The 17,126-nt window shown below is 72.8% G+C and carries 17 protein-coding genes and 5 pseudogenes; 12 read left to right on the top strand and 10 right to left on the bottom strand.

The window, feature by feature from the left end; all coding sequences use genetic code 11:
- Positions 1–31: 31 nt before the first annotated feature.
- The 3 genes from ACIRFH_RS24005 to ACIRFH_RS24015 all read right to left on the bottom strand — a co-directional run bounded on the left by ACIRFH_RS24005 (position 32) and on the right by ACIRFH_RS24015 (position 2,884).
- Positions 32–1,201, bottom strand: coding sequence for a Gfo/Idh/MocA family protein (locus tag ACIRFH_RS24005; protein WP_403524331.1), 1,170 nt, complete (start codon positions 1,199–1,201; stop codon positions 32–34).
- Entirely contained in the window at positions 1,198–1,965 is a 768-nt protein-coding gene (locus ACIRFH_RS24010) for a ThuA domain-containing protein (protein WP_403524333.1), read from the bottom strand. The genes ACIRFH_RS24005 and ACIRFH_RS24010 overlap by 4 nt, the downstream gene beginning before the upstream one ends.
- A gap of 259 nt (positions 1,966–2,224) precedes the next feature.
- Positions 2,225–2,884, bottom strand: a complete 660-nt coding sequence (locus ACIRFH_RS24015; protein ID WP_403524336.1) for a ThuA domain-containing protein — start codon at positions 2,882–2,884, stop codon at positions 2,225–2,227.
- A gap of 275 nt (positions 2,885–3,159) precedes the next feature.
- Here ACIRFH_RS24015 and ACIRFH_RS24020 point away from each other — a divergent pair.
- The 3 genes and pseudogenes from ACIRFH_RS24020 to ACIRFH_RS24030 all read left to right on the top strand — a co-directional run.
- Positions 3,160–3,447, top strand: a pseudogene (locus ACIRFH_RS24020) (hypothetical protein); the annotation flags it as partial.
- 80 nt (positions 3,448–3,527) lie between these two features.
- Positions 3,528–3,953, top strand: a complete 426-nt coding sequence (locus tag ACIRFH_RS24025; protein WP_403524388.1) for an Imm49 family immunity protein — start codon at positions 3,528–3,530, stop codon at positions 3,951–3,953.
- Positions 3,954–4,063: 110 nt separating this feature from the next.
- Positions 4,064–4,501 (top strand): hypothetical protein, encoded by a 438-nt coding sequence (locus tag ACIRFH_RS24030; protein ID WP_403524339.1) that lies wholly within the window; start codon positions 4,064–4,066, stop codon positions 4,499–4,501.
- A gap of 154 nt (positions 4,502–4,655) precedes the next feature.
- Here the strand turns inward: ACIRFH_RS24030 and ACIRFH_RS24035 are convergent, their stop codons facing one another.
- Positions 4,656–5,246, bottom strand: coding sequence for an isochorismatase family protein (locus ACIRFH_RS24035; RefSeq protein ID WP_403524342.1), 591 nt, complete (start codon positions 5,244–5,246; stop codon positions 4,656–4,658).
- 458 nt (positions 5,247–5,704) lie between these two features.
- On the opposite strand from ACIRFH_RS24035, the gene ACIRFH_RS24040 reads away from it, so the two are divergent.
- On the top strand, positions 5,705–6,205 hold the full coding sequence (locus ACIRFH_RS24040) for a phosphatase PAP2 family protein (RefSeq protein WP_403524345.1): 501 nt from the start codon (positions 5,705–5,707) through the stop codon (positions 6,203–6,205).
- Positions 6,206–6,229: 24 nt separating this feature from the next.
- Here ACIRFH_RS24040 and ACIRFH_RS24045 read toward each other — a convergent pair whose 3' ends face one another.
- Complete coding sequence (locus tag ACIRFH_RS24045) at positions 6,230–6,385, bottom strand: DUF6131 family protein (protein ID WP_381026299.1); 156 nt, start codon at positions 6,383–6,385, stop codon at positions 6,230–6,232.
- Positions 6,386–6,855: 470 nt separating this feature from the next.
- Positions 6,856–8,088 (bottom strand): annotated as a pseudogene (locus ACIRFH_RS24050) (beta-ketoacyl-[acyl-carrier-protein] synthase family protein); the annotation flags it as partial.
- A gap of 190 nt (positions 8,089–8,278) precedes the next feature.
- Here ACIRFH_RS24050 and ACIRFH_RS24055 point away from each other — a divergent pair.
- A complete protein-coding gene (locus ACIRFH_RS24055; RefSeq protein ID WP_403524348.1) occupies positions 8,279–8,773 on the top strand; it encodes a TetR/AcrR family transcriptional regulator C-terminal domain-containing protein in 495 nt (164 codons plus the stop codon).
- A gap of 631 nt (positions 8,774–9,404) precedes the next feature.
- Here the strand turns inward: ACIRFH_RS24055 and ACIRFH_RS24060 are convergent.
- Entirely contained in the window at positions 9,405–10,409 is a 1,005-nt protein-coding gene (locus tag ACIRFH_RS24060; protein WP_403524351.1) for a GlxA family transcriptional regulator, read from the bottom strand.
- 119 nt (positions 10,410–10,528) lie between these two features.
- On the opposite strand from ACIRFH_RS24060, the gene ACIRFH_RS24065 reads away from it, so the two are divergent.
- Positions 10,529–11,158 carry a cysteine hydrolase family protein gene (locus ACIRFH_RS24065; RefSeq protein WP_403524354.1) on the top strand — a complete coding sequence of 210 codons (630 nt, stop codon included), beginning with the start codon at positions 10,529–10,531 and terminating at the stop codon, positions 11,156–11,158.
- Positions 11,159–11,502: 344 nt separating this feature from the next.
- Positions 11,503–11,781, top strand: a complete 279-nt coding sequence (locus tag ACIRFH_RS24070) for a hypothetical protein (RefSeq protein WP_403524357.1) — start codon at positions 11,503–11,505, stop codon at positions 11,779–11,781.
- A 137-nt stretch (positions 11,782–11,918) separates the two neighbouring features.
- Here ACIRFH_RS24070 and ACIRFH_RS24075 read toward each other — a convergent pair whose 3' ends face one another.
- Positions 11,919–12,530 (bottom strand): TetR/AcrR family transcriptional regulator, encoded by a 612-nt coding sequence (locus tag ACIRFH_RS24075; RefSeq protein WP_403524359.1) that lies wholly within the window; start codon positions 12,528–12,530, stop codon positions 11,919–11,921.
- Positions 12,531–12,566: 36 nt separating this feature from the next.
- On the opposite strand from ACIRFH_RS24075, the gene ACIRFH_RS24080 reads away from it, so the two are divergent.
- Together ACIRFH_RS24080 and ACIRFH_RS24085 are read left to right on the top strand one after the other, a co-directional pair.
- Positions 12,567–13,358, top strand: a complete 792-nt coding sequence (locus tag ACIRFH_RS24080; protein WP_403524362.1) for an alpha/beta fold hydrolase — start codon at positions 12,567–12,569, stop codon at positions 13,356–13,358.
- A 134-nt stretch (positions 13,359–13,492) separates the two neighbouring features.
- On the top strand, positions 13,493–13,624 hold the full coding sequence (locus ACIRFH_RS24085; RefSeq protein WP_403524364.1) for a hypothetical protein: 132 nt from the start codon (positions 13,493–13,495) through the stop codon (positions 13,622–13,624).
- 223 nt (positions 13,625–13,847) lie between these two features.
- Here ACIRFH_RS24085 and ACIRFH_RS24090 read toward each other — a convergent pair whose 3' ends face one another.
- Positions 13,848–14,033 (bottom strand): hypothetical protein, encoded by a 186-nt coding sequence (locus tag ACIRFH_RS24090; protein ID WP_403524367.1) that lies wholly within the window; start codon positions 14,031–14,033, stop codon positions 13,848–13,850.
- Between the two features lie 452 nt (positions 14,034–14,485).
- On the opposite strand from ACIRFH_RS24090, the pseudogene ACIRFH_RS24095 reads away from it, so the two are divergent.
- A pseudogene (locus ACIRFH_RS24095) lies at positions 14,486–14,584 on the top strand (AraC family transcriptional regulator); the annotation flags it as partial.
- Between the two features lie 284 nt (positions 14,585–14,868).
- Positions 14,869–16,470 carry a protein kinase gene (locus tag ACIRFH_RS24100; protein WP_403524370.1) on the top strand — a complete coding sequence of 534 codons (1,602 nt, stop codon included), beginning with the start codon at positions 14,869–14,871 and terminating at the stop codon, positions 16,468–16,470.
- Positions 16,471–16,522: 52 nt separating this feature from the next.
- On the opposite strand, the pseudogene ACIRFH_RS24105 reads toward ACIRFH_RS24100, so the two are convergent.
- Positions 16,523–16,750, bottom strand: a pseudogene (locus ACIRFH_RS24105) (IS200/IS605 family accessory protein TnpB-related protein); the annotation flags it as partial.
- 231 nt (positions 16,751–16,981) lie between these two features.
- Between ACIRFH_RS24105 and ACIRFH_RS24110 the strand changes: the two are divergent.
- Positions 16,982–17,126: pseudogene (locus ACIRFH_RS24110) on the top strand (IS5/IS1182 family transposase); the annotation flags it as partial.

The following is a 17,126-nucleotide window of genomic DNA, read 5'->3' on the forward strand; positions in this document are numbered from 1 at the left end:
GGTCCCGGGCCCCTTCTCCGCCGGCCTGACGTCATCCAGCACGGTGCAGTCCTCTCGGTGTGACGGCCAACGCCTCGCCCGCCGACGGCCAGGCACGCAGGCGTGCCGCCTCGGGACCGGTGGCGACCGTGAGCGCCTCGGTCAGGGCCTCGTCGAGCAGCGGCTCGACGCGCACCCGGCGGTCCGTGCGCGCGGAGGCCACGGCGGCCGTCACCATGGCGAGGCTGAGCACGTTACCGTGCACCTCCCCGGTGGGCGTGACGCCGGTGCGCAGTGCGTGGACGAACTCCGCGAGCGCGCCCGCCACCCCCTCCGGGCCGCGGGCCTCCCGCCCTGCCTCGCCTCGCGCGAGCGGTGTGCCGTCGGCGCCGTGCACCGCCTCGGCCTCGGGCGGGTGCTCGCCGTCCCAGGAGGCCGAGCCCAGCTCGCCGCTGAGCCGCCAGACCCCGTTCCAGGAGGTCTCCAGGCCCCCGCTGCACCAGCTGCCGTTGTAGACGTAGCGGATGCCGCCGGTCATCTCGAAGACGGCCGTGGCGGCGGCGTCGCCCGCGTACCAGCTCCAGGACGGGTTGTACGCCTCGCAGCGGACCGACACCGGCTCCGCGTCCAGGAGCCACCGGGCGGTGTCGAAGGCGTGGATCGCCATGTCGAGCAGGAGCGGATGGGCCATGGTCTCGCGGAATCCGCCGAAGCGTGGTGCCCGGAAGAAGTCGGTGGTGAGGATGCCCGGCCGGCCGAGCAGCCGCGCGTGGTCCCGGAAGGCGGCCAGGTGGCGGTGGTAGCGGCGCGACTGACCGACCATGAACAGTTCGCCCGCCGCCTCGGCCGCGGCGGCCAGCCGCAGCGCCTCGGGCAGGGTGGCGGCCACGGGCTTCTCCCCGAGGACCGGCAGCCCGAGGGCGAGTGCCCGAAGGGTCACGGGCAGGTGTGCCTCGGGAACGGTCACGTCCACGACGGCGTCGGGCCGGGTGGCCGCCGCCAGCGCGGCCAGGTCGTGGCCGGTGGGCGTCCCCGGCACCCCCGCCCGGCGCACGAGCGCCTCGGCCGCGGCGGGGACGAGGTCGACGACACCCGCGGGTTCCGTGTCCGGCGAGGCCAGGATCGCCCGGAGCCAGGCACGGGCCATATTGCCGGCCCCCACGACCAGGACCCGCAGGGGACCGCCGTCGGGCGGCAGCGTCCTGAAGGACGGGGATCTCACGCCTGTCCGCCCCCGGGCTCGAACCAGCCGGCTTCGCTGTGGATCAGCCGGGGCGCCGGCAGGTCCGCCTCGGGAGCCGCCCAGCGCACGGCGTTGGCGATGACACGGCGCACGTGCGGGTGGTGGTAGACGGGATAGTCCTGGTCCCCGGGGCTGAAGAAGAAGATCTTCCCGTGCCCGCGCCGGAAGGCGCAGCCGCTGCGGAACACCTCCCCGCCGCTGAAGGAGCTGACGAAGACCAGTTCGTCGGGGGCGGGGATGTCGAAGTGCTCCCCGTACATCTCCTGCTCGTCGATGACGAACGGGTGGGGCACGCCGGCCGCCACGGGATGCGAGGGGGCCACCGTCCAGACCACCTCGCGGTCCCGTGCGCTGCGCCAGCGCAGCGTGCAGCTCGTGCCCATGAGACGGGTGAAGATCTTCGACCAGTGCCCGGAGTGCAGCACGATCAGGCCCATGCCGGCCAGCACCCGGCGGTGCACCCGGGCCACCACCTCGTCCGACACCTCGCGGTGCGCGAGATGCCCCCACCAGGTCAGCACGTCCGTCGCGGCCAGCACCTCCTCGGTCAGTCCGTGCTCCGGCTCGTCCAGCGTCGCCGTCCGCACCCTGGCCCCCTCGCCCAGGTGCTCGGTGACGGCCCCCGCCACCGCGCCGTGCATGCCCTCCGGATAGCGCGCGGCGACCTCGGGGTCCCGCCGCTCGTGCCGCCCCTCGTTCCAGACGGTGACCCGCAAGGGGGCCGGTGTGGCTGATGACGACATGGCTCTCTTCCCGGTGTGATGCGGCTGGTGACCTGTCAGGGCGCCCCGTGCGAGCGCGCCCTCGCCGGCAGGACGCGTTCTGGAAGTACCGGCACGCGACTGCGAACTTTGCGAAACAAGCGGTAGGGAAGCCAGGGGGCCGCGGCGGACGCCCTCAAGGCGTGCGGGGACGCCCTCAAGACGTGTGGGGACGCCGTCAAGGCGTGCGGGAAGGCGGCACGGACGCCGCCGACCATGACCGCCACCGCCCACCGGTGCGTCACCGGCTGGCCCAGAGCAGCCCGCGCTCGACCAGCGCGCGCACCTCGGGAGTGGTGAAGTCGCCGGGCCGGCCGCCGAGGGCGGAGGCGAAGACCCGGCCGCGCCCCCACGTCCTGGTCCACACCGCCGGTACGGCCGAGGCACCCGGCCGGCTCTCGTCGCCGTCGAAGGTGATGGTCGCCAGGACGTCGACCAGGGGATCGTTGAGCAGCCAGTACCGTTCGGCGTCGGTGTCGAAGTCGGACAGTCCGTCGATCACCGGGTGGCCGGCGCGCTCCGTGGCCAGCCGCACCCGGTGACGGCCGGACTCCGACGGATCCGGCTGGAACCTCCCCCCGACGAGCAGCTGGTAGTCGAGGTCCTCGGGAAAGGCGTCGACGAGCCCCGCGTGCCAGCCGGCGAGTCCCGTACCGCTCCGGACGGCCGCCCGCAGCCCGGCGCTCTCCCTGGGCGTGATGTCGCCCCCGGGCCAGCACTGCACCACCAGATCGGTCTCCGCCAGCAGCTTCTCGTCCTCGTAGACCTCCAGGCAGTCCTCCACGAGGACGTCGAATCCGTGTCGGGCGAGGAAAGGCAGGAAGAGATCGGTGGTCCGGACGGGGCTGCCGCCCTCCCGGCCGTCGCGCACGATCAACGCCTGTCGTCTGGCATGGCTCATGGTGCTCGCTCGGTCCTCTCGATAGGGGCCGGAAAAGCAGACCGCACGATGCCTCGCACACTCCGAAACATTGCGCGAAAACAAGTAGCGCCGGACGGATGGGACTGTAGGAACCGGCCCGGTCGGCGTCAAGAGATGTCACACAGCCACGGACGCACGGCCTCGCGGGGAAGACCGGCCGCCGCGCGCCCCGCACGCCGAAGCGCGGGAGGGGCCACGGAGGCCGGCTCGCGAGCCTTCGGCCGGCCGCACAGACGGGAGCAGCCCTCTTCCGGATCGCGCCGGCGGAGCCGGGCACCGAGGTGGAGGTGACCACCGACGGCTGCACGCTGCGCTGCTCGGCCGAGCGGGGTGAGGAAGCCGGCCCCGGCAACCGGCGGAAGGCCACCGCCTCCGCCGTGGTCACGGGTGTGCGCGAGGACCTCGCCCCGCTGGTCCTCACCGCCCCTGCCTTCGCCCGCCCGGACGGCTCCGCCTTCGGTGCGTACCGCGAGGCCCTCCACGCCCACCTGAAGGGCACCGATCCCGAACAGGCCGTGCAGCGGGCACTGCGGCGGGAGGAGAAGGCCGTGGACCGGGGCTTCGCCACGCCGCCCGCCGTGCTGCTGTCGCAGTTCGTGGAGGGGGCGAGGAGAGCTTCGACCTGGCCCCGGCCGACGCCCCCGAGGCCCACCGCGACTACTACCAGGTCGCCGACCGCGCCGACGATCCGGACGCCTCCGTCAACCTCGACATCCTCGTCCCGGCCTGCCGCGCTCGCCGCCGCGGCTGGACCATCCGCGGCGAATTCCCCCGCCTCCCGCGGAATCTCCTGCGGGCCGCCGCACCCTTCCAGGTTCTGTCGTCACACGTCACGCCTGCATCAGCAGGGCTGCGAGGGTCACGGCTGTTCGGCAGGACTCGGTGGTCTTGTCGTACCGGGGTGATGCCGCGCCATTGCTTCAGCTCGTCGGAGCACTGTTTGCGGTCGTCCAGCCGCTTGCGCCCACGCAACGGCACGGGCAGCAAGGGCCGGACGAACTCCCGGCCGGCACCCGGCGGTTCATGGCGGCGTATCACTCGACCGTGATCCACCACCAAGATCATTCGAAGGCGCCTGCTGACCGCTGCCCGCGCCCAGTAAGCTGACGGATCGTCATGACTGGGCCGGGTGGCCCTGGTTCGCGTCAAGAGGACGAGGTGTTCAAGTTGAAGAGATTCAGGACTGCCCTTGTCGGCATCGCCGTCATGGCAGGACTCGGCGTAGGCGTCGCACCGGCTCGGGCGGCCGACACCTGTACTGCGGGAGGCGGCGGCAAGTACATCTGTGATTACGGTGTAACGGACCACGCGCTTCCGGGCGGCGGGAAGGAACAGTTCCTGGTCGGCCTCGACTACGCGGTGTGGACGCGCTGGACCGTCGACAAGCGGTGGACCGGATGGGTCTCCCTGGGCAAGCCCGATCCTCTCGAGGATTCCGCCCGCGCCGCGAGTGAGATCGGCGTGAGGGATCGGCAGTCGCAGAACAATTTCCAGACGGACATCTACCTCCACAACAGCAACGGCGCCTTCGTGGGCAGGACACGCCCCGCTCTCGGGTCGGGCTGGACGCCTTGGGAGTTCCCCAACTGCTGCTGACGAGTGTTCCGCCCCTGCTCCGCGTCTGATCCCCTGGTCGGATGCGGCGCCGGATCGGAGGCGTTCCGGCCGGCGAGCGCCACAGGCCGGATCAGCTGACCGTGAGCCCCGGGCGGCCCGTCACCGCCTGCGCGGCCCCGGGGCTTTTCCCGGGTCAGGCCAGTACGACCGGCTTGCCGGTCAGTGTGACGCCCGCACGGCGCAGTTCGGTGACGGCGGCTTCGGTGCTGTCGGCCGCGACACCGGCGGTGTAGCCGAGCAGGACGCGTACGGAGAAGCCCGCCCGGACACCGTCCAGCGCGGTGGCCTTCACGCAGTGGTCGGTGGCGATCCCGACCACGTCGACATCGGTGACCTCGCGTGCCCGCAGCCACGACGCCAGCAGCGTGCCGTCCTGCGCCGAGCCCTCGAAGCCGCTTTTGGACGCGGAGTGCGCCCCTTTGAAGAAGACCTCGTCGACGGCCTGGGGGACGACGGGCGCGAAGTCGGGGTGAAAGGTGCTCCCGTCGCTGCCGACCACGCAGTGGACGGGAAAGGAGTCCTTGAAGTCCGGATGCTCCGAGAAGTGGTCGCCGGGGTCGATGTGGTGGTCGCGGGTCGCCACGACGTGCGTGTACCGGCTACCGGCGGCACGTCTGACCAGGTCGGCGATGGCGCCGGCCCGGCCCGCCCCGCCCTTGACCGGAACGCTTCCGCCCTCGCAGAAATCCTTCTGCACATCGACGACGATCAATGCACGGCGCACAGTACGCCCCTTCCTCACAGGACAGTGGGAACCCATCTGTTCCCGACCGGTGCTGAGCCGACACCGCCCATGTCGGCGGTTCACCCCGGCCAGGCCACGCACACGCCGCCTCGACCCCCCCGCGGTAGGCGCTGCCCATGGGCACTGGGCGGCGAACCGCACGCCGGACCGTGCGTGCCGTGCGGCTGGGAAGTCCGCGCCGGTTTCCCGGTGCCGGCGTCGGGCGGGGGGCGGACGCCGCGGGGCGACCCGGAGGCGGTGAGCGGTCCGGGAGGACCGGTGCCGTCCGGACGGGATCCGACCGCAGCTCTGCCCGCCACGACGCCGGGCATGGCCGGTGATCTGTGGGATATCCGCAGGGTATGAACGTGCTGGCAGGGATTCGTGAGACGGACCGGGATCTGACCAAGTGGCTCGCTGCCAGTGCGTCACCGGGCCTTCACCGGACGCTGTCAGCGGTGGAGGAGGCGGCGGAGGGAACCAAGCTGTGGTGCGGCGCGGCGGCGGTGATGGCCTGGCTGGGCGGCCGGCGTGGCCGCAAGGCCGCCGCCGCGGGCCTGGCCGCTGTGGCCGTGGCGCAGCTGGTCTCCAACGGTGTGTGCAAGCAGTTGGCCGGACGTGCCCGGCCTCCGAAGGAGTGGTTCCCGCACGACGAGGCCGAGGACCGTCCCGATTCCTCCTCCTTCCCCTCCGGGCACACCGCCGCCGCGGTCGCCTTCACCGCGGCCGTCGCCCCGGCGTGGCCGTCGGCCGGCGTCCTGTGCGCGGTGCCGGCGGCCGCGGTGGCCGTCGAACGCGTGCAAAGCGGCGCCCACTATCCCAGCGACGTCGCCGCCGGCGCCGTCATCGGCCTGGCCGGCGCCTGGCTCACCCGCCGCGCCCCGCACCTGATCCTGCGCCGCCGGCTCCGGCGGTTGTTCACCGGTGGCTGTGGGGAAGTGCCGGGCCGGGCGGCCTGACGGGGGTGACGGGCCGGTGGCGCGTCACCAGTAGTGCCGGCGGCCGGCGACGGCGTGTCCCATGGAGCCCATGATCCACAGGATCGCGCCGATGACCGCGAGGATGATTCCGATCGTCCACAGGATCGATATGCCGGTGACGAAACCGATTACCAGCAGAATGATGCCGAGGAGGAGCATGACCGCCTCCGGTGTGACGTAGTACTGCTTTCACTATGGACCGTGGCGTCGCGCGGGGGAAGTGCCGGTGTCTGCGTGTTCCAGGACGTGACCCGCCGTTGCCGCGGGCCGGGCGGGCGTCGCCGATGTGGTCAGGGCGGGGTGATGCCGACTTGAGCCGTGCGGACTGTGCGCCTGCGCGCGGGAGGGACACCCGCAGGCGGTGACGGGACGAGCCGCCTCGCGAGCGCCATCGCTGTCCTGACCCGGCGAGGCGCCGCCGCGCGCAGCCGCCGGCCCGGCTGCGGGGACCGGTCCCGGTTTCATCCTTCGTGCGGTGGTGAGCCGGACGGCGAGCCGAATCCGGCAACGGCAGAGGGCGAGCAGCTGTGATCACCCACGAGGGCGACGCCACCGGTCGGCCCGAGTGGGGCAGGGTCAGGACCGGCCTGTTCGGCACCGGCGAGTCCTTCGGCCGAGGCCTTACCGGACGCGTGGTGCCGTGCCCCGGTGACGACGAGTGAGACGTTCTGCCCACCGAAACCGAAGGAGTTGCTGAGCACGGCCTCCTGGGGGACGTCTCGTCGCTCCGCGACGACATCGAGATCGATGTCGGGCCCGACGCCGGCCGCAGTGATGTTGCGGGTCGGCGGGATGACGCCGTGCTCCACACTGAGGACGGCGATGAGCGCCTCGATCGCGCCGGCCGCGCCGAAGAGATGGCCGAGCGCCGCCTTGGGGGCTGTCACGGTGGCGCGGCCGAAGACCTCTGCGATCGCGTGCGCCTCGGCGGCGTCGCCGACCGGGGTGCCGGTGGCGTGGGCGTTGATGTGACTGATCCGCTCAGGAGCCAGGCCGGCTTGTGCGAGGGCCTTCCGCATGGCCGAGATCTGACCGGAGCCGTCGGGAGCGGGCGCGGTGATGTGGTGAGCGTCGGCGGCGATGCCGGCTCCCGCGAGTACCGCGTGGATGCGCGCGCCCCGGGCGCGGGCGTGCTCGGCGCTTTCGAGCACCATGACGGCGGCGCCTTCACCGAGGACGAATCCACTGCGGTCCGCGGCGAACGGCCGGGACGCCGAGGCGGGTTCGGCGGTGTGGCGCGACAGTGCCTGCGCCTGGACGAAGCCGGCCACGGTGATCGGGGTGATCGCGGCCTCGGTCCCGCCCGCGATGACCACGTCCGCCTCGCCGGCACGGATGAGCCTGGCCGCCAGGGCGATCGCCTCGGCGCCGGAGGAGCACGCCGAGACGGGCGTGTAGACCCCGGCCCGTGCACCGTACTCGATGCTGATCAGCGCCGCCGCTGCATTGGGCATGAGCATCGGGACCGTGCGGGGCGAGACGCGGCGCGTCCCGGCCGCCTCCAGTACGTCGTCTTCCTTCAGCAGCGTCCGCACGCCCCCGATGCCCGTGCCGATCACTGATGCGAGCCGGTCCGGGTCCACGTCCGGGGCGCCTGAATCCGCCCAGGCTTCGGCCGCCGCGGTGAAGGCCGCCTGCTGCGAGCGGTCGAGCCGCCTGGCCTGCACCGGTGGCAGCGACTCGGCGGGGTCGGTCGTCATCGTCCCCGCGACGGTGTCGGAAAGGCCGGTGTCGTGGCCCCGCAGGGCGCCGCCGCGGATGCCGGACCGGCCGGCGAGCAGGGCTTTCCAGGTGGACTCCACGTCTCCACCGAGTGGCGTGATCGCGCCGAGTCCGGTCACGACGACTTCGGTCCCGTGCATGCCCGTCAACCTTTCTTGTATGGGATACAAGCCAACACGGCATTGTTGTATCACATACAATTCGAGTGTGGAGAAGAAGCGAACCGAAGCCCGATCGACGTCGGCCCGGTCGCGTGACCGCGGTCGCGCGACGAGGCGCCGGCTGGTTGAGGCGACCGCACGGCTCTGCAAGGAGCGACCCGGCGCCGAGGTGAGCGTCGCGGAGATCGCGAACGCGGCAGGCGTCTTTCCCAATCAGGTCACCTACTACTTCGGCTCCAAGGACTCGCTGCTCGTGCACGCCGCTTTCCTCGGCCTGCTGCACGACGCCCGACGGATCGAGCGCATCGGTCGCCAAGCTCCCGACGCGGCGGCGTTTCGGCGCAACATCGCCCGCGCCGTACTGGCCATGCCCTCGCTCCCGTCGGTCGCGCGAGCACTCGCCGCCGGGATCTCCAAGCCCGAACTCGCCCCCGTGGTCGACCGGCACCTCCAGTTGCTGTTCCGGCAGTCCGAGCGCTTCGTGGGCCGGCTCGTCGACGGTCGCGGCTGGAGGGCTTGCCGGCCGCTCGACGTGGAGGCCCGGACGTTCTGGAGCACCGCGCTCGGCGCAGTGCTGCTCGTCCGCGCCGGGGCACACGGCACCGTCGCCGACCTCGACCTGGCCGGAGCACTGACCATCCACGACGAACCCGAGCGCGGTTAGCCCGGCCGAACGGGCCGGCGGCGACGACGTGCGCGGTTCCCGCGTGACGGTGGCCTTGTCGCGGTCGGTACGTTCGCCGTCGCCGGCGAACTCCTCTGTTGCGGCTGGAACCGGAGCGAGGCGTCGAGAACCTGCTTGCCGGTGACGACAGCCGACCGCCTCGGCGTGGGTGGCCGATTGGCCCCGGACCACGGCCTGCCGGCCGTCGACCGGTACATCCCGCCCCGTCCGGCCGGGGTGCTCGTGGACTCCTGCCACCGGCGGCGGAACAGACCCGAAGGGCCTCCAGTCCCTGCTCTCGCCGGACCGCGGGACATCGGGCCCGGCGGCCCCGTCCCGGCGGCGGTCGTGGGCACGCCCGGCCGTGCCCGGGGGACGTCGGATCAGGAAAGCCCGGCGAGGACCTCGTCCGCGACACGCGACCGGCAGGAGCGGCAGGACACCTCCTGCCGCGTCGTCGCCGGTTCCAGCCCGGACACCGATCGATGCTCGCCGGCCGGCGAACGAACACTGCGGCCGGCGCCGCAGCCGTGACCCGCACGAGCTGCGCAACCGGACGGGAAACCGCCGGCCCCGTGAGCACCGACAGGTGCCCTGCGAAGGCGAACTCGGCCTCTGCGCCGGGATGTGCCTATGCCGGTGCCTCCTGCGCCCGGAGGACGGGGCGCTCCGGTGCGGAGCCGGTGGCCCCCGTGTGGTGGGTGAAGCGGTGGCGGTACGACGTCGGGGTGGTCGCGTAGTGCGCGGTGAAGTTCTGCCGGAAGGTCACGGCGCTGGTGAATCCGCATGCCGCGGAGATGCGGGTGATGCTCCAGGTGGTGGTCTCCAGCAGTCTGCGGGCCTCGTCGAGTCTGCGGGTGAGGATCCACTTGGCCGGGCTCATGCCGGTCGTCTGGTGGAAGCGGCGGGAGAAGTTGCGGGTGCTCATGTGGGCGTGGGCGGCGAGTTCGGTGACGGACAGGCGCTGGTCGAGGTGGGCCAGGGCCCAGGTGATCGTGTCGCCGATGGGCCCCGTGGCGTCGTCGGGCACGGGCCGGTCGATGTACTGGGCCTGGTCGCCCTCCCGGTGGGGGGCGACGACGAGATGGCGCGCGAGGGTGGCGGCCGCCGCGGATCCCAGCCGGTTGCGGACGATGTGGAGGCAGGCGTCGAGCCCGGAGGCCGTGCCGGCCGAGGTGAGCACGTCACCGTGGTCCAGGTAGAGGGCGTCCGCGTGCACGTCCACGGCGGGATACCGTTCGGCCAGTTGTTCCGCCGAGGCCCAGTGGGTGGCCGCGGTGCGTCCGTCGAGCACGCCGCTGCCCGCCACGGGGAACGCGCCGAGGCAGAGCCCGGCGATGCCCGCTCCGCGGGCGTGCGTGTCCCGGATCAGGGCGACGAGCCCGCCGTCCGGTTCCGGGAGGTCGGTCGGCCAGGAGGGGAAGACGAGCAGGTCGGCCGATTCCGCCGCGGCGGGCCCGGCGAGGTCGCCGATCAGGATCCCCTCCGAGGTGCGGACCGGGCGCGCGTCCGCGCTCCACACCGTGGTGGTCCACCCCGGGGCCAGATCCTGCCGGGCCACTTCGCCGAACACGAGCAGGGGCGCGGCGAGGTGGAAGGCGGTGATCCCCTCGAAGGCGTGAATGGCGACGCGCATGCCTGTCCTGAACTCATCGGTTATCTGCTTTTCTGCCACTCACTGTAGTGCCCGCGGCCCCGTGAGGATGAAGTCCGCGGCGCCCTTCGCGCCGCACCCGCCAGGAACAGGAGAGAACGTTGACCGCCCCACGCCGCGCCCTTGTCCTCGTCGACGTGCAGCAGGAGTACTTCGACGGACCGCTGAGCATCCAGTACCCGCCCCGCGACGCATCGCTGGCGAACATCCTGCGCGCCCTGGACACCGCCGCGCGGGCGGACCTGCCCGTCGTCGCCGTCCGGCACGAGGCCCCCGAAGGGTTCCCGGTCTTCGCGGCCGGCTCGCCCGGCTGGGAACTCCACCCCGAGGTGGAGCGCCGCATCGGCCCCACGGCCAGGCGGGTGACCAAGAGCTTCTCCGACATCTTCACCTCCACCGGCCTCGCCGACTGGTTCCGGGAGAACGGGATCGACACGCTGACCCTGGCCGGCCACATGACCAACAACTGCGTCCTGTCCACCTCCGCCGCCGCCGAGCCCCTCGGCTTCGCGGTCGAGGTCCTCTCCGACGCGACCGGCGCCGTCCACCTCGCCAACGAGGCCGGGACCGCCTCCGCGCAGCAGATCCACGAAACCCTGATGACGCTGCTGCACTCGAACTGGGCCGCGGTCACCACCACCGACACCTGGGCATCGGCCGTCACCATCGGAGACGCTCTCACCAAGAGCGACCTCGTCACCTCGGCCCTGCAGGGCCGCACCGCCCACTGACGGGCGCACCCCCTCCACAAGGTGAGAGCGCCTCGCACGACGACCCCCGTGGCGCTCTCACCCCGGCCGGCCTGCGCCCAAGCAGCCGCGCCGCCCGCGCCGCCTTCGGCGCGAGCATGCTGCGGCTCATCTCCGCCCGCCCACTGCCGCAGAGACCCGAGCCGCCCGGCCGACGACCCCGGCTGGACACCCGCCATGCGCGAACGGGTCGGCGAATGAGCGGAACCGCTGGTTCCAGCAGCTCGACGACGCCACCGTGTGGCTGCTCGACGCCGCTGCGACGTACGCCGGCAGCCGGCCGGACCTCCGCACCACGCCGCTCTCGGAACCCGGCAGGTGACAGCATGACTCGTGAGCGACGCGGGCGGGTCCGCGAACTCCGGCGGAACTCGCCGCTCGACCCGGGCGGCGATCCCGACGTCCAACGGCCGCTGTTCGAACAGGCCCTCAGCGCGCAGCCGGTGTCCGCCGACGCCATCGTCGAGAAGCTCGACCTGGCGGGTGCCGCCGCGCTGTCGGTCACGGTCGGCGGTGCGCCGCAACCGGTCGATACCGCGCTCCGCCCTTGCGGGCGAGGCGGTGCCGGATACCGCGGGAAGCGAGATCGCCGCAGGCGCGGGTAGTCGTAGCCCTTGTCACCGTGCGGCTTGCCGGGCCGTCCGCCCGGGCCACGGGCGGCGCAGAGCACAGTCCTGGTGTGAGCCTGCGGCTGGTGGGCAACACGGGGTGCTGCGCCGTCCCGCAGCCCGCCGTCGGGCCCTCACGGGGTGAGCTGCTCGCGGATCAGGTCGTGGGCGAGCCGTACCGTCGCGAGCAGGTCCTCGCGGGGCGCGCCGAGCCGGGCGCGTACCGACAGTCCGTGCCAGACGGACTGGACGAGTCCGGTGAGGGCCGCCGCGTCGGTGTCCGCGGCCAGGTCGCCGTCCCGGATCGCGCGGTCGATGCGCTCCCGCAGGGTCCGTTCGTTGGAGCTCTGGAGTTCGGCGAAGTAGGCGCTCGCGTCGAGCGTGCTCGTGCTGTCCGTCATCACGGCGCTGCTGAGGAGGCAGCCCGGATGGGTGTCGCCCGGCCGGCTGAACTCGTCGACCGACTCGACGAGGACGCGCTCGACGACGGCGTGGACGTCCCCTTCCTCGACGGCCCGGGCGTAGATCTCCCGGTAGCGCTCGGCGTAGGTCCGCACCGCCTCCTCGAACAGCCCGGCCTTGCTGCCGAACGCGGCGTAGAGGCTCGACGTCGACAGTCCGAGAGCGGCGGTCAGGGCGCGCGTCGAGGTGCCCGAATAGCCGTTCCGCCAGAACAGGCGGGCGGATTCGAGGATGACGTGGTCCCGGTCGAAGGCCCGGGGGCGTCCCCGCTGTCGTTGTTCCACCCTTGCATTGTAGAGCGCTTGCTCCATAATCGCTTTATGGAGCAAACGATTCAGAAAAGAGTGCCGGTCGGCGGCGGCAGCTGGGTCACGGTCGACGTGCACGGCGACCCCGGCGCCCCGGGCCTCGTCGTCCTCCCGGGCGTGATGAGCGACGCGCACGCGTGGCGCCACGTCGCCTCGGCCATCAGCGCCTGGCCCTCCGTCATGGTCGTCAACCGCCGGGGCCGCACCCCCTCGGGGCCGCTGACCGACACCTACTCGCTGCGCACCGAGGTCGAGGACCTGGGCGCCGTCCTCGACGTCTTCGCCGGCACGTCGGCGGTCTTCGGCTGGAGCTACGGGGGCCTGATCGCGCTGCTCGCCGCCGACGAGCGCCCCCTGCGCAGGCTGATCGCCTACGAGCCGGTGATGCGCCCCTTCGGCCGTCACGCCCTGCCCGACCTCAAGGCCGCGCGGGAGAACGAGGACTGGGACGCGACGGTCGACATCGTCAACCGGAAGATCACCGGCCTGGACCCGGCGCGGGTGGAGGCCCTGCGGGCGGACCGCGAGGTGTGGGAGGCCCTCCGTCGCCTGAGCGAACCGCTGTACGACGAGACGCTGGCCGTGAACGAGCCGCTGCCGGACGTCCTGGCCCGGCGGGCGGCCCACGTCGATCTGATCGTCGGCGGCGCGAACCGGGGCACCGCCCCCTACGGGACGGCCTTCGACGACATCCGCCGGCGCGTCCCCGCCGCCACGGTCCATGAGCTGCCCGGTCAGGGCCACCTCGTCCACCTGGAGGCGCCCGCGCGGCTCGCCCGCCTGATCGACGGGCTGGCAGGGTGAGCGCGCGGGGGACGGCGGCCCATCCGGCTGCGGACGGGGCCTGACCCCGGCGGACCGGCCGCATGGACGGCACGGACCGGGAACAAGAACCGCCGCCGGCCGGTGACACGAGCCGGGGTCAGGTTCCAGGTCGGGTGCCGTCCGTCCTTGCCGTCGGCATCGACATGCCGGTCACCGACGTCGTCACCGCCCGGTTGAACGGCAAGGTCACACTCGACCGGGACGCGGCCGCGCTGATGCGGCATCCGCCCAGGCCCGAACGCTGACCCCCTGACGCCCCGCGAGTCGGGCGGCCGGGGCCACGCACGGGGCGTTGCGGGTGAGGCGGCGGGGGACGGGGCCCATCCGTCCGGGGCAGCCGTGAGCTGCCGCAGCGCTCGGCCGGGCGCCGTCACCGCGCGACAGGGGAAGAGCAGCACCGCGCCCGGGCAACGGATCAACGTCCTGCCGGTGTCCCGGCAGGCAGATCCCCCGGAGGGCTCGAGCCCATCACAGGGCGCCGGAAGAGGCCTTGGGCTCGAAGACGCTCCGCGGGGCGCTGGGCTGGGCAGTGGACGTCTGGCGCAGTACCTGGGCCAGGTCGCGGTGGATCCGGTCGGCTTCGCCGCGGACCTGGACGGGGACGTCGCCGAGTTCGGCGACGAGGCGGTCGTAGACGGGGGTCTGCTGGAACACGGTGGGGCGGTTTCCCTTCAGCGGACGGTTGCCGGACGGGCGCAGCATACGGGCCAGGGCCACGCCCCGGTGGAGGCGGGCGTTCAGACCTGGGCGGCGGGGGTCGTGTCCTCGGTGGTCCGGTCGCCGTCGAAGAGCGCGGCGACCAGGCGGACACGGTCGTCGGGAAGCCGACCGGCGCGGTGTTCGGTGCGGGCCTTGGCGAGCCAGGCACAGACCTTGTCGGTGTCGCCGGCGACGCGGATGGTCTCGCGGGCTGTGGGGGCGCAGGCAGTCGGCGGCCGCGGTGAGGCGGGAGCACCGGGCGGCGTCGTGCTTGTCCCGGATCGTGCCGGGGGCGTCGGGTTCGGCGATCCGGGCGGCCTTCGCGGCGTCGCGCATGGTGGTGATGAAGGTGCCGAGCGTGTAGCCGGTGGGGACGGTGCGGTCGACGGGAATGGCAGGTGACCGTATCGGTGAGGTACGGGTCCGAAAGCGCCCTGAGCGTCGCCTTCGAAAGGGTCCTGGGAACGACTCCCGGCGACTACCGCAGGCATCCCACGATGACGTGAGCACCGACCGAGGCCACCCGCGACCGTCACCGGCCGGCCACCCGCGACCGTCACCGGCCGGCCACCCGCGACCGTCACCGGCCGGCCACCCGCGACCGTCACCGGCCGGCCGCCCGGCCTGGGATCACTGTGCCTGCTTGCACGGGCGTCGCCTTCTGCGCGCGCGGCTTCTTCGGCTCAGCCATGGCGGGGGACATCCCCGGCCGGCCGGTCCGCCCGGTCCGTTTAGGCTTCTGTCCGGGCCGGCCCTTCGGCCGGTCGGGGATCAGGGGGACGACAGTTCGATGAGCAGCGGCATCACCGGGGTGTTCCGGCCTCTCCAGGCGGATGACCCTTCCGCCGTGGCCGGCTACCGGCTCGTGGCCCGGCTCGGCGCGGGGGGCATGGGCCGGGTGTACCTGTCGCACACCCCGGGCGGCCGCCCGGTGGCGATCAAGGTGGTGCGGCCGGAGCTGGCCGACGATCCGGCCTTCCGGCGGCGGTTTCGCAGGGAGGTGGAGGCAGCCCGCCGGGTCAGGGGCGCCTACACCGCGGAACTCGTCGACGCCGACACCGACGGCGTACCCCCCTGGCTCGCCACGCTGTACGTGCCCGGCCCGTCCCTCACGGAGGCGGTCGCCCGGCGTGGCCCGTTGCCGGTGTCCGCCGTACTGTGGTTGATGGCCGGCGTGGCCGAGGCGCTTCAGGCGATCCACAGCGTGGGGGTCGTGCACCGGGACCTCAAGCCGTCCAACGTGCTGCTGGCCGCTGACGGGCCACGGGTGATCGACTTCGGTATCTCGGTCACCGCCGGCCTCTCCTCGCACACCGCCACCGGCTCCACCGTCGGCACGCCTCACTTCATGGCACCCGAGCAGGCGACCGCCGGTGAGGTCTCCCCGGCGACCGACGTCTTCGCACTGGCCCAGACGGCGGCCTTCGCGGCTCTGGGCGAACCGCTGTACGGGGACGGCATAGCGCCGGTCGTGCTGTACCGGATCGTGCACGAGGAACCCGACCTGTCCCGGCTGCCGGAGCCGTTGCGTCCGCTGTTCGCCCGATGCCTGGCGTCTGATCCGCGGGAGCGGGCCACGCCGGCGGAGGTCGTCCAGTGGTGCCGGGGGCAGCTGGGAGCGGACGCCGACTCGGGCACGGGACCAGCCGTCTGGAACGAGGTCACGGGACCCGAGGCGACCGTTCCGGGCCCGGCGCGCACTCCCGTGGCTCCGTCGACCGCGGCCGCGACGCTCTCGCTGAGACCCGCCCGGCGCCGGGCGCCCGGACGGCGAACCGCGCTGGTCACGGCCGTGACCGTGACGGCGGGCGCTCTGGTCTGGACGGGGCTGACGTGGTTCGGCGACGACCGGTCCGGCGCCGGCGAGCGGGCCGCGGGCACACCCACCTCGACGCCCGCACCGACGAGGTCCGCCCGGTCCGCGGCGTCGCCGTCAGGCACCTCGCCGGCCGTCGGCGGCTCCCCCCGGGCCTCGCAGCCCGCCCCGAACGCCTCCCTGGCGACGGGAGCCACCTCGTGGTCCCCCATGTGGCTGTACCGGACGAACTCCCTGAGCCTCAGCAAACCGATGCTCCGCTCCGATCGCGGGGGCGACATCCGCCTCGAGTGCGAGGACGACATCGACTGCGCGCTGCACAGCGATACCAGCCGGTTCGCGCAGCTGTTCAACGGAAAGGCCGCCTCCCCCGACGTCTGCCGTCACCTTCTCAGCGGCGCCACCGGCTCCGCATACCGCACCTGGCCGCTCGCGGCGGCCGACGCCGGCACCCAGCTCTGCGTCGGGAACGACTCGGGCGACGTCGCGGCGCTCACGATCCAGGTCAAGCAGACGGCCCTGCGAGAGGACGCCTTCCTGCAACTGGGCATGACCGTCTGGAGGAAGGCGGCCTGAGGCGTTCGGCAGCACGCCCGCACAGAGCCGTTCGGTACACGGACCGTTCCTGTTCAGTGTGCAGGAGTGAGTCCTGGGCCCGTTCCTGCCCGCTGCGGACGCCCCGAACGGTGGTGGGTGTCCTGGTCGTCCGCGTTCGCTCCGCGTCCGGTGGCACGGATCGGGTCCGTGGTCCGGGAAGGCGGGGGCGGGGTCCCTCACGCCCGGGGGCCTGCCGGCCGGCCTGGACGGTCCGATGCCCGCATCCATCGCTCCGGTGGGTGTGGGGCGGTGCCGTCCTCCCCCAGTGCCTTGAAAGAGCGTTTTGTCCCGGCAGGGTTGTTTGGTGTTGATTCGCGGGTCGATCCAGTACGGGGCCTTTGGGACAGACATGCCTGAAGCGAGGCGAGGGGTTCGTGTCGTCGTTCGACGACCCGTTTCGTTCCGTTCGCTCCTGTCTGATCCCAATGCGCCCCCGGCTGGCCTCGTTTGCGCCCTGGGGAGGCGGCCTGCTCGACGGTACTGCCGAAACATGACGCGATACCGCCCGTATCCCAGTGACCTGTCCGATGCCCGCTGGGTGTTGATCGGTCCCACGCTCACCGCCTGGCGGGCCGAGCGCAGGGGCAAGGGACTCGACATCGGCCGCCCGCCCGAGCACGACCTGCGTCGCATCA

Origin of the sequence: Streptomyces sp. NPDC093586, assembly GCF_044764905.1 — a bacterium.
In the GTDB taxonomy this organism is placed as follows: domain Bacteria; phylum Actinomycetota; class Actinomycetes; order Streptomycetales; family Streptomycetaceae; genus Streptomyces.